The following is a 12,652-nucleotide window of genomic DNA, read 5'->3' on the forward strand; positions in this document are numbered from 1 at the left end:
CGGGTCCGTGCGGCGCAGCCGTCTGGGTGGACCTCCGCGTCCTGGTCAGGCGCGACCGAGGTTCCGCCGGGCCCGGTATGCGCCCCCGGAGTGCCTGTTCCGGCGGAAGGCTGGTGGACGTCGGCAGGCAGTGCCGGCATCCACCGCACCACGAAGGAGAACTCCCATGACCTACCCCACCGACCGCCCCGCCACCTGGTTCGTCACCGGCGCCTCCCGCGGGCTCGGCCTCGAGCTGGTGCGCCAGCTCCTCGACCGCGGCGACCAGGTCGCCGCCACCACCCGCTCGACCGAACGCCTCACGACGGCCCTGGCCGGGAGCGACACCACGCGCCTGCTGCCCCTGACCGTCGACCTGGCCGACCAGGAGCAGGTCACCCGGGCCGTCACGGAGACGATCGACCGCTTCGGCACCCTCGACGTCGTGGTCAACAACGCGGGCTACGGCTACCTCGCCGCGGTCGAGGAGGTCTCGGACGCCGACGCGCGCGCCATGTTCGACGTGCAGGTCTTCGGCGTCTGGAACGTGCTGCGCGCCGTGCTGCCCCACTTCCGGGCGCACCGCAGCGGCCACGTCATCAACGTCTCCTCCGTGCTCGGGCTGCTCTCCTTCCCGGGCTGGAGCCTCTACACCGCCGGCAAGTTCGCGCTGGAGGCGATCACCGAGTCCCTGGCCGCCGAGGTCGCCGACCACGGCATCCGGGTGAACAGCGTGGAGCCCGGCTACATGCGCACCGACTTCCTGCGCCCGGTCTCGGTCGGCCTGCCCGCCGCCACCAGCGACGCCTACCCCGCGATCCGCGAGATGGTCGACCAGCACCTGCACCAGATCCCCGGCACCCAGCCGGGCGACCCCGCCCGGGCCGCCACGGCGATCATCACCGTGGCGACCGGCGGGGACGCGCCGCTTCACCAGCTCCTGGGCTCGGACTCCCTCGCCCTCGCCGACGGCCGCCTCCAGGCCCTGGCCGACGACGTCGCGGCGTCACGGGCGCTCGCCGTCACGACCGACTACCCCGCCGAGAGCTGAGCACCTCCAGCGCCGCGCCCACGCGCTCGCGTGCCGCCGGGGCCAGCCGTGTCAGCTCCTCCTCCAGAGTGCGCTGGTCGGTCCACTCCCGCAGCGAGCGCAGGGCGCTGGTCCGCCGGCCCGCGAGCTCCTCGACGGTGGCCTGGACCAGCGCGTAGGCCTCGGCGTCGTCGGCGACCTCGCCGAGCGTCGAGCCCAGCGTGACGGGGGCGGGCGCGGGCCGCGTGCGGGGGTCGGCGACGGTCCACTCGTGCCGGCCGGCCCCTACCTCCAGGCGGTCTCCCCCGGGCAGCAGCACCTCCGCGCGGGTGTTCGGCGGCACCACCGCGCGGACCACGACCTGCCCGTCGCGGGCCGTCCACCCGGCCTCCGCCGTCCCGTACGGGCTCTCGAACCGGGTCGCCGCGTGGTCGAGCCCGGCGATCGGCACGGGCGCGACCCGCAGCCGCCGGTACCCGTGCGTGCCGGGCGCCAGCCCGGCCACCGTGCGGTGCAGCCAGTCCGCGACGGCGCCGAACGCGTAGTGGTTGAACGACGTCATCTCGCCGGGGTTGATGCTGCCGTCGGGCAGCATGCTGTCCCAGCGCTCCCAGACCGTGGTGGCGCCCATGGTCACGGCGTACAGCCAGGAGGGGACGCCGGTCTGCAGGAGCAGGCGGGCGGCGACGTCGGCGTGACCCGTCGAGGTCAGGGCGTCCTGGACGATCGGGGTGCCCACGAAGCCGGTGCCGATCCGGTAGCCGGCGCGGCGCACGAGCCACGCGAGCCGGTCGCCCATGAGGGCGCGCGTCGCGTCGTCGACCAGGTCGAAGGCGATGGCGAGCGCGTAGGCGGTCTGGGCGTCCGACACGACGCGGCCGGACGGCGTCGTGTACTCGCGGACCCAGGCCTGCCGGGCGCGCTCGGTGAGGTCGGCGTACCGGGTGGCGGCCGCGATGTCCCCGAGCTCGTGCGCGGCCGCGGTGACGAGCTGCAGCGACCGCACCACGTACGCGCTCGCGACGATGTCGGGGTCGGTCTTGGCTCCGGCGGGGTCGTCCGGCGGCGCGTCGGGGTCGAGCCAGTCGCCGAACTGGAACATCCCCTCCCACAGCAGCCGCTCGCCCGACAGGCCGACCAGCACGTCGGCCCAGGCGCGCATGCTCGGGTACTGCTCCGCGAGCGCCCGCCGGTCGGCGAAGCGCTCCAGGAGGGTGGTGGGTACCACGGTCGCGGCGTCGCCCCAGGCGGCCGCGGGCTGGGAGCCGAAGGGCAGCACGAACGGCACCACGATGGGGCAGACGCCGTCGCGTGCGGCCTGCTCGGCGGCGACGTCGCGCAGCCAGGAGGCCAGGAAGGCGTCGCTGTCGTAGAGGTAGCTCGCCGTGGGGCCGAAGACCTGGATGTCGCCCGTCCAGCCGAGGCGCTCGTCGCGCTGGGGGCAGTCGGTGGGCAGGGAGACGAAGTTGCCGCGCATGCCCCACACGACGTTCTCGTGCAGCCGGTTGACGCGCTCGTCGGAGCACTCGAACCACCCGGTGCGGCGCATGTCGCTGCTGATCACCACGGCCGTGACGGCCTCCTGGGCCGTCGCGAGGTCGAGCCGTCCGGGCCAGCCGTCCACCTCGGCGTACCGGAACCCGTGGAACGTGAACTCGGGCTCGAACACGTCCTGCCCGCCGGACAGCACGAGGCGGTCGGTGGCCTCGGCGTGCCGCAGCGGGCGGACGCCGAGCTCGCCGTGCTCCAGCACCTCGGCGTGCCGCAGGGTGATCACCTGGCCGGCCTCGCCCGACACGCGCACCCGGAGCCGGCCGACGAGGTTCTGGCCGAAGTCCAGCACGGTGCGCCCCGACGGCGTGGTGATGACGTCCTGGACGCCGAGCTCGTCGACGCGGCGCACGGGTTCGGCCAGGGCGGGCTCGGGCACGACGGCGTCGTCGTCGGTGCGGACGGGCGACCAGGCCGAGTCGTCGAACCCGGGCAGGCTCCAGCCGGGCAGCGCGCGGCGGGCGTCGATCCGTTCGCCGGCGTAGATGCCGCTGGCCGTGACCGGGCCCGCGACCGCGCCGCGCCAGTCCGGGCCCGTGGTCAGCACGCGGGTGGTGCCGTCGGTGAGCACGACGTGGAGCTGCACGGCCACGGCCGGCTGCTCGCCGTAGAAGGGGCGGGCCTCGCCGTGGAACCCGTAGCTCTCGGTCCACCAGCCGCCGGCCAGCCGCACGCCGACGGCGTTCGCGCCGGGGCGCAGCAGGGCCGTCACGTCGGTCGCCTCGTGCACCAGGCGGTGCTGGTAGGCGGTCCAGCCGGGCTTGAGCACGGCGTCGTCGACGTCCTGCCCGTTGATCTCCACCTGGTAGACGCCGTGGGCCGACGCGTACAGGGTCGCGCTCGCGACCTCGCCGCCCAGGTCGAGCTCGGTGCGCAGCAGGCCCGGGGTCGCGGGCACGGGTGGTTCGGCGAGCCCCACGAACGGGGCGGTCCACTCGCCGTCGGCCAGGAAGGTGCTGCGCAGGGCGACGGGGGCGCTCCAGGGCGAGGTGCCGCCGTCGGTACCCGTGACGCGCACCTCCAGGGTGTGCCGGGCGTGCGGGGCCAGGGCGTCGAACGGCCAGGGCACGAAGTGCGACTCGTCGGTGTCGAGGCGGGCGACGTGCTCGCCGTCGAGCCGCACCTCGGCGCCGGCCTGCCACCAGCCGGGCACGTCGCTCTCGACGGTCCAGCTCAGCCGGGGCGTGGGGGTGTCGGCGTACGCGCCGTCGGTGCGGCGCTCGACGCGCAGCTCGCGGACGTGGGTGTAGTTGCTCATGCGATGCGAACCTCTCAGCCCTTGACGGCGCCGGACGTCATGCCGGCCACGATCTGGCGGTTGAAGAAGATGTACATGACCAGCGGCGGCACCGTGATCAGCAGGATGTCCATGAACAGCAGGTTGAACTGGCTGACCATCTGGCTCTGGAAGTTGTAGAGCGTGAGCTGGACGGTCGCGTTCTCGTCGCCGGGCAGGAAGTACAGCGGGTTCGTGAAGTCGTTGAACACGTTGACGGCCTGCACCACGACGATCGTGATGATCACGGGCCGCAGCAGCGGCAGCACCACGGTGAAGAAGAGCCGCAGCGGCCCGGCGCCGTCGATGATCGCCGCCTCGTCCAGCTCGCGCGGGATGGTGGCCACGAACGCACGGAACAGCAGGATGCAGAACGACAGACCGAACGTGGCCTCGACGAGGATGAGGCCGGGCATGGTCTTGAACAGGCCGGTCTGCTGCAGCACCCAGATGGTCGGCACCACGGCGGGCGGCACGATGAGGCCCGCCAGCACGAGGAAGTTGACGACCGGGTTGAGCCGGGTGCGGCGCCGTTGCAGCAGGTAGCCGACCATCGCCGCGAGCACCACCATGATCGCGACGCTCACCACGGTCAGCACCGTGCTGTTGACGAACGCCCGCACCACGATGCCGTCCCGCGTGGTGAGCACCTCGGTGAGGTTGTCGAAGAACGCCCACTCCTGCGGCCAGGAGAACTCCAGCCGCGACGCCGACGACGCGTCCTTCGACGCCGTGAGGAAGATGAAGGCGAACGGGACGAGGAAGACCACCACGGAGAGCGCGATGGCCACGATGCCGACCACCCAGGAACCGGTGCGCCTCATCGCTCGACCTCCTTGCGGTTGAGCAGCATCGAGACCGGCACCATCACCGCGGTGACCACCAGGAAGAGGATCACGTTGCCCGCGGTGGACAGCCCGTAGAAGCCGGCCTGGTACTGCTTGTAGATGACGGACCCGATCACGTCGCTGGTGAACCCCGGCCCGCCGCCCGTGGTGGCCCAGATGAGATCGAACGACCGCAGGCCGCCGATCAGCGACAGGATGATCACCGTGGCGGTGGCGGGCTGGACCAGCGGCAGCGTGATGGAGCGGAACTGCTGCCACCGGCCCGCACCGTCGACCCGCGCGGCCTCGTAGTACTCCTGCGGGATCGCGACGATGCCCGCGATGTAGATGAGCGTCGCGATGCCGAGCCCCTTCCAGACGTCGACCGCCGCGATGGTCAGCAGCGCCTGGTTCGGGTCGGTGAACCACCCCGGCCCCTCGATCCCGAACGCGGCGAGCATGGTGTTCACGACGCCGTCGAACGGGTCGAGCAGCGCCTTGAACGTGATGCCGACGCCGATGGTGGAGACCAGCACCGGGAAGAACACCACCGACCGCAGGTAGCCGCGGCCCACGAGCTGCGAGGTGAGCAGCACCGCGAGCGCCAGCCCCAGCACCACCTTGGCGCCCGAGGTCACGAACCCGTAGATCAGCGTGTTCACGAAGCCGCGGGAGAGCTGCGGTTCGCTGAAGAACTGGACGAAGTTCTCCAGGCCGATGAACTCGGTGTCGAACAGGGTCCAGCGGGTGAGGCTGAACCAGAACGACGCGAACGTCGGCACCGCGAAGAACACGAGGTAGAGCGCCGCGGCCGGCAGGTAGAACCACGACGGGTAGATGCTGCGCTGGGTGGCCGAGGTGGACCCCGCCGTCCGGCGGCGCCTGCCGGTCCGCACCTCGGCGGTCGCCGCCGCTACCATCCCTCGAGGCCGAGCTGACGGGCCTGGTTCTCGACGTCCTGGTCGTAGAACTCGGCGGCCTCCTGCGCCGTCTTGATGCCGGAACCCACCTCGACCGTCACCTTCTCCAGGTTCGGGCCCTTGACCGGGGAGCTGAACTCCAGGGCGTTGGCGGCCTTGCCGGCGTCGAAGTAGGCCTGGATGTCGTCCAGGAGCGGCGGAGCGGAGTCGAGCACCTCGCACGTGCCCGCGTACGGCCCGGCGGGCGGCAGCAGCTCGTTCTGGATCTCGCACCCGGCCTCGCTGTTCGCGAACGCGACGAGCTCCTTGGCCGCCTCCAGCTCGGCGCCCTCGGTGGACCGCGGGACGTAGAGCGCGTTGGGCTGCCAGATGGTCGCCTGCGTGTGCTCGGCGTCCTGCGCGGGCAGCGCGAAGAAGCCGATGTCGTCCACGGCGTCGGGGGTGTTCTGCAGGATCGTCTGGATCACGCTGGAGAGCATCGGGTAGTGCGCGCCCTCGCCCTCGGCGACCATGCGGGCACCGTCGGGGAACGTGGCGGACGGGAAGTCCTCGTTGAAGTACCCGGCCTCGGCGACCTCCTGCTGGTGCTCGAATCCCAGCAGCGCGGGCTCCTCGGCGTAGGAGCGCTCGTGTGCCGTGTACTGGTCGGCCCACTCGGGGTCGACGGCGAGCACGTTGGCGAAGTCGCCCAGCACGAAGAGCTGGCTGGTCCAGGTCTCGCCGTAGGTCTGGATGACCGGGGCCACGCCGTCGCCCTCGGCGGCGATGGTCTCGTTGTTCGCCATGAACTCGTCCCAGGTCTCCGGGATCTCCAGACCGAGCTCCTCGTAGAGCGGCTTGTTGTAGACGATGCCGCCCGCGAACGAGGCGCCCAGCGGCGCACCGTAGGTGCCGGCGTCGGTGCTCACCGTCGGGACGAACTCCTCGGTGAGCGAGCCCACCCACTCCTGGTCGCTCAGGTCCACGAGCGTGGAGTCCGGGTTGAGCGCCTGGAGCAGGGAGCCGGAGTTGTAGTAGAAGACGTCGGCCATCTCCCCCGTGGACAGGCGGGTCTTGACCAGGTTGTCGCCCTCGGTGCCGCCGGGCCGGATCTCGACGGTGACGGAGACGTCGGGGTGCTCCTCCTCGAACGCTGCGGCCAGAGCCTCGGCGGTCTCGGGGTTCGGGGCGTCGTTCGAGGTGAGGAAGGTGATCTCGGTGGTGCCGTCACCCGATCCGCCGGACGAGCAGCCGGCGAGGACGGCGAGCGGGAGCGCCGCGGCGGCCACGACCGCCCGACGACGAAGTGCGCGGTGCATCTCTCTACCTCCTTGTAGAGCGAAAGGATCGTAGAGCGATCTACACTCTGCGGAATGAATCCTTTCAGTGCGCTCACGCTAGCGAGCGCCCTATAGGGTGTCAACCGATCTACAGAATCGGGAACAGAGCCGTGACCTCAGAGCCCCGGGCCGCACGACCGCCGGTCCCCCGCACACCTCCGGCGCCCGCCGGACCGGGGCTGCGCCCCTCGACGATCCAGGACGTCGCCCGCGAGGCCGGCGTCTCCCGCGCTGCCGTGTCCAAGGTGATCCGCAACGCGTACGGCGTCAGCGACCACATGCGCACACAGGTCGAGGCGGCGATCGAGCGCCTGGGGTACCGGCCCCGGGTCGCCGCGCGGGCGATGCGCGGGGCAAGCTTCACGCTCGGTTTCGAGGTGCCCCAGGTCGGCAACGACTTCCTCACCATGATCGTCGACGGCGCCACCGAGGCCCTGGCCGCCACCCCGTACGAGATGATCATCGCCCCGCTCGGCCGGGACCAGAAGAGCGACGTGGCGATCAACAGCCTCGCGGACCGGCAGGTGGACGGCATCGTGGCCATCTCTCCTCGCGTCGACCCCGCCTGGCTCGACCAGATCGCCGAGCACACCCCGTTGGTGATGATCGGCCGGCACGACCGGTCCGACCGCTACGACACCATCACGGGCGACGACCGGTCCGGCGCCGACCAGGTCATGTCGCACCTGTTCGACCTCGGCCACCGGCGCATCGCCCACCTGACCATCCACCCGTCCCGGCCCGAGCCGCCGTGGGCAGGCCAGGCCGGCGAGGAGCCGCACGTCGCACGCACCGCCGTCTACCGCGAACGGATGCGGGCCAGGGGCCTCGAGCCCGTGGTGGTGCACACGATGTTCGACGGCTCCGAGGCCCACGCCGCGACCCGCACCCTGCTGGCCTCCCCCGAACCGCCCACCGCGATCTTCGCGGGCAACGACACCCTGGCGATCGGCGTGCTGAGCGCCGTCGCGGAGGCCGGCCTCGACGCCCAGGACGTCACGGTGGTGGGCTACGACGACGTGCCGATCGCCCGGCACCCCCTCGTCTCCCTCACCAGCGTGGACCAGAGCGGCATCACCCTGGGCCGCGAGGCGGTGCGGCTGCTGCTCGAACGGCTGGCGGGGCGCACCGAACCCGTGCGGTACGAGGCACCCGCCGTGCTGCACGTGCGACGTTCGAGCGCGGCGCCGCGCCAGCCCTGAACGGTGCCGGGCCGACGGCGGGACGGTGGCGGGACGGTGGCATTCGGTCACCTGCACGGACCTCGCGCGAGAACTCGGTCGCTTGCCTTGAGATCGGTCGGTTGAGCGACCGATCTCAAGGCAGGGGACCGATCGCGCACCAGCCCGGGCGGGCAACCGACCGATCCCCCACTAACCCGGCAGGCAACCGACCGATCACCGACCAGCCCGGCGGGCAACCGACCGATCACACACCAGCCCGACAGGCAACAGACCGACCACACACCAGCCCAACAAGCAACCGACCAACCAAACACCGCCAACGCGGCCTGTGGCGCACCCAGGGCTCAGGCCGGGGCGTGCTCCGCCGACCAGGACGCGAGCAGGCGCAGCCCCTCCGCCGACGGCGAGCCGGGCTCGGCCGTGTAGACGAGCATGACCTGGCCCGGCTCGGCGGTCAGCGCGAACTCCTCGTAGACGAGGGTCAGCTCGCCCACCACCGGGTGCCGGAACCGCTTGGTGCCGCTGCCGTGGGTGCGGACGTCGTGCGCGGCCCAGAGCCTGCGGAACAGCTCGCTGCGCGTCGACAGCTCGCCCACGAGGTCCTGGATGCCCTTGTCGTGCGGGTCGCGCCCGGCCTCGGCCCGGATGATGGCCACGCACATCTGGGCGAACCGGTCCCACTCCGGGTAGAACTCGCGGGCCGCGGGGTCCAGGAACTGGAAGCGGGCGAAGTTCGGCGTGCGGCCGCCGTCGCCGATCAGCGGTGAGTAGAAGGCGCGCCCCAGCGCGTTGGTCGCCACGAGGTCCTGGCGCTGGTCGCGTACCACGGCCACGGAGTCCGTCATGGAGTCGAGCGCCCACTGCAGGCTGGACCGCGGCGGTCCCGGACGGGCGGCCCGGCGGCGGCTGCGCCCCGACGACGGGATGCCGTCGGCGGCGCGCGCCAGGTCGAGCAGGTGGGCGTGCTCGGCGTCGTCGAGGTGCAGGGCGCGGGACAGCGCGTCCAGGACGGCCGCCGAGGCACCGCCGAGCGCGCCACGTTCCAGCTTCGCGTAGTACTCCACGCTGACGCCGGCGAGCGCGGCCACCTCGCTGCGGCGCAGGCCCGTGACCCGGCGGTGCGTGCCCGCGGGCAGCCCCGCCGCCTCCGGCGTGAGCCGGGCGCGGCGGGTCATGAGGAACTCGCGCACCTCTGCTCGGTTGTCCATGCCCCCAGGCTAGGTCGGATGCCCCGGCCCGGGGGTGCCCTGTCGGTACACCCCACGCCAGGGACTCCCTGTCCCGGCGACCGGGACGAACACTGAGGAGGTGCCGCTCACCAGGCGGCCTGCCGTCCCGGTGCGATCACCGGAGCAGATCATCGGAGCAGGTCTCCGGAGCAAGGAGTACCACCATGCGTGGAGTAGTCATGCACGCCCCCGGCGACGTCCGCGTCGAGGACCGTGAGGACCCCGCGATCGTCGAGCCCACCGACGCGATCATCCGGGTCACCGCGGCCTGCATCTGCGGGTCGGACCTGTGGCCGTACCGGGGCATCGAGACCCTGAACGGTCCCACCCCGATGGGTCACGAGTACATCGGCCTGGTGGAGCAGGTCGGGGACGACGTGCGGGACATCAAGGTCGGCGACTACGTCGTCGGATCGTTCGTCGCCTCCGACAACACGTGCGAGATCTGCCAGGCCGGGTACCAGTCGCGGTGCATCCACCACGTGATGATGGGCTCGGTGGGCACCCAGGCCCAGCTCGCGCGCATCCCGCTGGCCGACGGCACCCTCGTGCCCACGCCGGGCGCGCCCGACGCCGACCTGGTTCCGTCGCTGCTCGCCGCCTCCGACGTGCTCGGCACCGGCTGGTTCGCGGCCGTGGCCGCCGAGGCGGGGCCGGGCAGGACCATCGCGGTGGTCGGCGACGGCGCCGTCGGGCTCTCCGCGGTGCTGGCCGCGAAGCAGCTCGGCGCCGACCGGATCATCGTGTTCAGCCGCCACCCCGAGCGCCAGGCGCTGGCCCGTGAGTTCGGGGCCACCGACGTCGTCGAGGAGCGCGGCGACGCGGGCGCCGCGAAGGTCAAGGAGCTGACCGGCGGCTACGGCGCCCACGGCGTGGTCGAGGCCGTGGGCACCGAGGAGTCGATGTGGCAGGCCATCCGGTCGGCACGGCCCGGCGGGTACGTCGGGTACGTCGGCGTGACGCACGGCGTGCAGCTCGACGGCCTGGACCTGTTCTACACGGGCGTGCACCTGCACGGCGGGCCCGCCCCCGTGCGCCGGTTCCTGCCCGAGCTGATCCAGCTCATCTGGGACCGCACGATCGACCCGGGCAAGGTCTTCGACCTGACCCTGCCCCTGGAGGACGCGGCCGAGGGCTACCGGGCCATGGACGAGCGGCGTGCGACCAAGGTGCTGCTCACCGTCTGACCAGAAGCATCCTGACCATCGCCGGCGGTGCGGGCCTCAGGCTGAGGCACGATCCACCCGTCTGCGCGGTGGTCCAGGGGTCTCCGTGGAAGGGTGCCCCGCGGGCAGGGGTTGCAGAGAGTAGACGTTGTCTACACCGAGTGACAGCCTCCCGCGGGGCAGGTCGTCCCTGGTCGCTCTCACGACGGCCGGCCCGCCCGGTCCGCCCGGCCGCCGGGTCCGGCCGGGCGGTCCGACGTCGCCCGCGTCATCCGCGGGTCACGACGCCCCCGGCGACGGACTGGGCGTCGAGCCGGGAGTCGGGCCGGGGCTCCGGCGCGGGCACAGGCAACCCCTGCGCCCGTGCCGACAGGTCCTGCCAGTCCGCCCACGTCCGGAGCCGGTCCGCGTAGACCTTCTGCAGCAGCCCGTGGAAGCCCTGGCCGAACAGCACCCGCAGGGGCGGGTTCTCGGCGTCGACGAGGGTGAGGAGTGCCTGCGCGGCGGCGGCCGGGTCCCCCGCGGGCTGGTCCCGGGTGAACTCGGCCAGGCGACGGCGCAGCCCGTCGTAGGCCGGGTCCGGCGCGGAGACGTGCCCGTTGTCGAGCGGGTCCGGGTTCTTGCCGCCCCGTGTGGCGTACCCACCCGGCTCGACGATGGTCACCTTGATCCCGAACTCGGCGACCTCCTGCGCGAGCGACTCGTTCAGGGCCTCCAGCGACCACTTGGACACGTGGTAGGCGGCCCCCAACGGCATGGCCAGGAGACCGGCCGCCGACGACATCTGGACGATGTGCCCGCCACGCTGCTCCCGCAGGTACGGCAGCGCCGCCTGGACCACCCATAGCGCCCCGAACACGTTGGTCTCGAGCTGGTCGCGCACCTCCTGCTCCGTCAGCTCCTCGACGGCGCCGACCTGCGCGTACCCCGCGTTGTTCACCACGACGTCGAGGCGGCCGAAGCGCTCGTGCGCCCGCCGTACGCCGGCGTGGACGGCGTCCCGGTCGGTCACGTCGAGCCCGAGCGGCAGCAGCGCGTCGCCGTGGGCCGCGACCAGGTCATCCAGGGTCGACGTGTCCCGGGCTGCGGCGGCCACCCTGTCGCCCCGGGCGAGCGCGGCCTCCACGAAGGCGCGGCCCAGGCCGCGCGACGTACCGGTGACGAACCAGGTCTTGGTCATGATGTGCTCCCGTCCTGCGGTGGATGTTCCGTACACCCAGACGACGGCGGGGCGGGCGAGAAGGTAACAGCGGGCGTCACGCGGGCGTGGCCGGGAGGTCGACGGCCAGCCCGTGCGGGTCGAGCACCGACACCATCTCCACGATCCGCCCCTGCTCGACGGTGCACGACATCACGGCCTGCGCCGTGCCGTTCGCACCCCAGACCACGATGCCCGGCTCGCCGTTGACCAGGACGCGGCGTGCGGTCGCCCGCGCGTGCACGGCCTGCTGCGCCTTGGCGGCCACCTCGGTCGCCCCGATCCGGACCACCACGCCGTGCGGCGTGTGCGCACGCCAGACCACGTCGGGGTCGAGCACGCGCAGCAGCCCGGCGAAGTCGCCGTCGCGCGCTGCGGCCAGGAACGCGTCGACCGCGGCGCGCTGCCGTTCCCGTGCGCCGCGGGACCGCTCGACACCGCGCACCTTGCGGCGTGCACGGCTCGCGGTCATCTTCGCCGCGTCCGTGGACTTGCCCAGGATCGAGCCGACCTCGTCGAACGGCAGCCCGAAGACGTCGTGCAGCACGAAGGCCAGCCGCTCGTCGGGGCCGAGGCTGTCGAGCACCACGAGCAGCGCCAGGCCGACCGAGTCGGCCAGCAGGGCGTCCTGCTCGGGCGTGCCGGCGTCGTCCTCGGTCACCACGAGCTGCGACAGCGGCTCGTCGTGCGGCACGGCAGGCCGGGCCCGGCGCGCACGGAGCATGTCCAGGCACACCCGGCTCACCACCGTGGTCAGCCATGCGGCGAGGTTGTCGATCGTGGCCGGGTCCTGGCCGGACAGACGCAGCCACGCCTCCTGCACCGCGTCCTCGGCGTCGGCGGGCGAGCCCAGAATGCGGCGCGCCGCGGCGACGAGCCGTCCTCTCTCCTCCTGGAACGCCGCGGCCACGGCGTCCTGGGCACGGGATCCGGTCATGCGAGCACCTCTCTCGGGTGGGTGACGTCACCCCGT

The 12,652-nt window shown here is 72.5% G+C and carries 10 protein-coding genes; 3 read left to right on the plus strand and 7 right to left on the minus strand.

Annotated elements, in window-relative coordinates:
- Nucleotides 1-166 precede the first annotated feature (166 nt).
- Entirely contained in the window at nucleotides 167-1,030 is an 864-nt protein-coding gene (locus ACIG47_RS24140; RefSeq protein ID WP_397433605.1) for an SDR family NAD(P)-dependent oxidoreductase, read from the plus strand.
- On the opposite strand, the gene ACIG47_RS24145 is transcribed toward ACIG47_RS24140, so the two are convergent.
- The 4 genes from ACIG47_RS24145 to ACIG47_RS24160 are packed head-to-tail and all read right to left on the minus strand — an operon-like array spanning nucleotide 1,002 to nucleotide 6,881.
- Nucleotides 1,002-3,818, minus strand: coding sequence for a family 78 glycoside hydrolase catalytic domain (locus ACIG47_RS24145; protein ID WP_397433606.1), 2,817 nt, complete (start codon nucleotides 3,816-3,818; stop codon nucleotides 1,002-1,004). The two genes, ACIG47_RS24140 and ACIG47_RS24145, sit on opposite strands and share 29 nt — an antisense overlap.
- Before the next feature lie 14 nt (nucleotides 3,819-3,832).
- Complete coding sequence (locus tag ACIG47_RS24150; RefSeq protein WP_397410739.1) at nucleotides 3,833-4,660, minus strand: carbohydrate ABC transporter permease; 828 nt, start codon at nucleotides 4,658-4,660, stop codon at nucleotides 3,833-3,835.
- Entirely contained in the window at nucleotides 4,657-5,583 is a 927-nt protein-coding gene (locus ACIG47_RS24155; RefSeq protein ID WP_397433607.1) for a carbohydrate ABC transporter permease, read from the minus strand. Before ACIG47_RS24155 ends, ACIG47_RS24150 begins: the two co-directional genes overlap by 4 nt.
- Nucleotides 5,577-6,881: an ABC transporter substrate-binding protein gene (locus tag ACIG47_RS24160; protein WP_397433608.1), complete on the minus strand. Its 1,305-nt coding sequence runs from the start codon at nucleotides 6,879-6,881 to the stop codon at nucleotides 5,577-5,579. Before ACIG47_RS24160 ends, ACIG47_RS24155 begins: the two co-directional genes overlap by 7 nt.
- Before the next feature lie 131 nt (nucleotides 6,882-7,012).
- On the opposite strand from ACIG47_RS24160, the gene ACIG47_RS24165 reads away from it, so the two are divergent.
- Nucleotides 7,013-8,104: a LacI family DNA-binding transcriptional regulator gene (locus tag ACIG47_RS24165; protein ID WP_397433609.1), complete on the plus strand. Its 1,092-nt coding sequence runs from the start codon at nucleotides 7,013-7,015 to the stop codon at nucleotides 8,102-8,104.
- Nucleotides 8,105-8,430: 326 nt separating this feature from the next.
- Here the strand turns inward: ACIG47_RS24165 and ACIG47_RS24170 are convergent, their stop codons facing one another.
- Complete coding sequence (locus ACIG47_RS24170) at nucleotides 8,431-9,294, minus strand: helix-turn-helix transcriptional regulator (RefSeq protein ID WP_397433611.1); 864 nt, start codon at nucleotides 9,292-9,294, stop codon at nucleotides 8,431-8,433.
- A 185-nt stretch (nucleotides 9,295-9,479) separates the two neighbouring features.
- On the opposite strand from ACIG47_RS24170, the gene ACIG47_RS24175 reads away from it, so the two are divergent.
- Nucleotides 9,480-10,502, plus strand: a complete 1,023-nt coding sequence (locus ACIG47_RS24175) for a zinc-dependent alcohol dehydrogenase family protein (RefSeq protein ID WP_397433612.1) — start codon at nucleotides 9,480-9,482, stop codon at nucleotides 10,500-10,502.
- A gap of 247 nt (nucleotides 10,503-10,749) precedes the next feature.
- Here ACIG47_RS24175 and ACIG47_RS24180 read toward each other — a convergent pair whose 3' ends face one another.
- Both ACIG47_RS24180 and ACIG47_RS24185 read right to left on the minus strand, forming a co-directional pair.
- The gene (locus ACIG47_RS24180; RefSeq protein ID WP_397433613.1) at nucleotides 10,750-11,661 is read right to left on the minus strand and encodes an SDR family NAD(P)-dependent oxidoreductase; all 912 of its coding nucleotides are present in this window, start codon (nucleotides 11,659-11,661) and stop codon (nucleotides 10,750-10,752) included.
- A 76-nt stretch (nucleotides 11,662-11,737) separates the two neighbouring features.
- Entirely contained in the window at nucleotides 11,738-12,616 is an 879-nt protein-coding gene (locus tag ACIG47_RS24185; protein ID WP_397433614.1) for a sigma-70 family RNA polymerase sigma factor, read from the minus strand.
- Nucleotides 12,617-12,652: the final 36 nt, after the last annotated feature.

Origin of the sequence: Promicromonospora sp. NPDC052451 (assembly GCF_044547525.1) — a bacterium.
Taxonomy (GTDB): domain Bacteria; phylum Actinomycetota; class Actinomycetes; order Actinomycetales; family Cellulomonadaceae; genus Promicromonospora.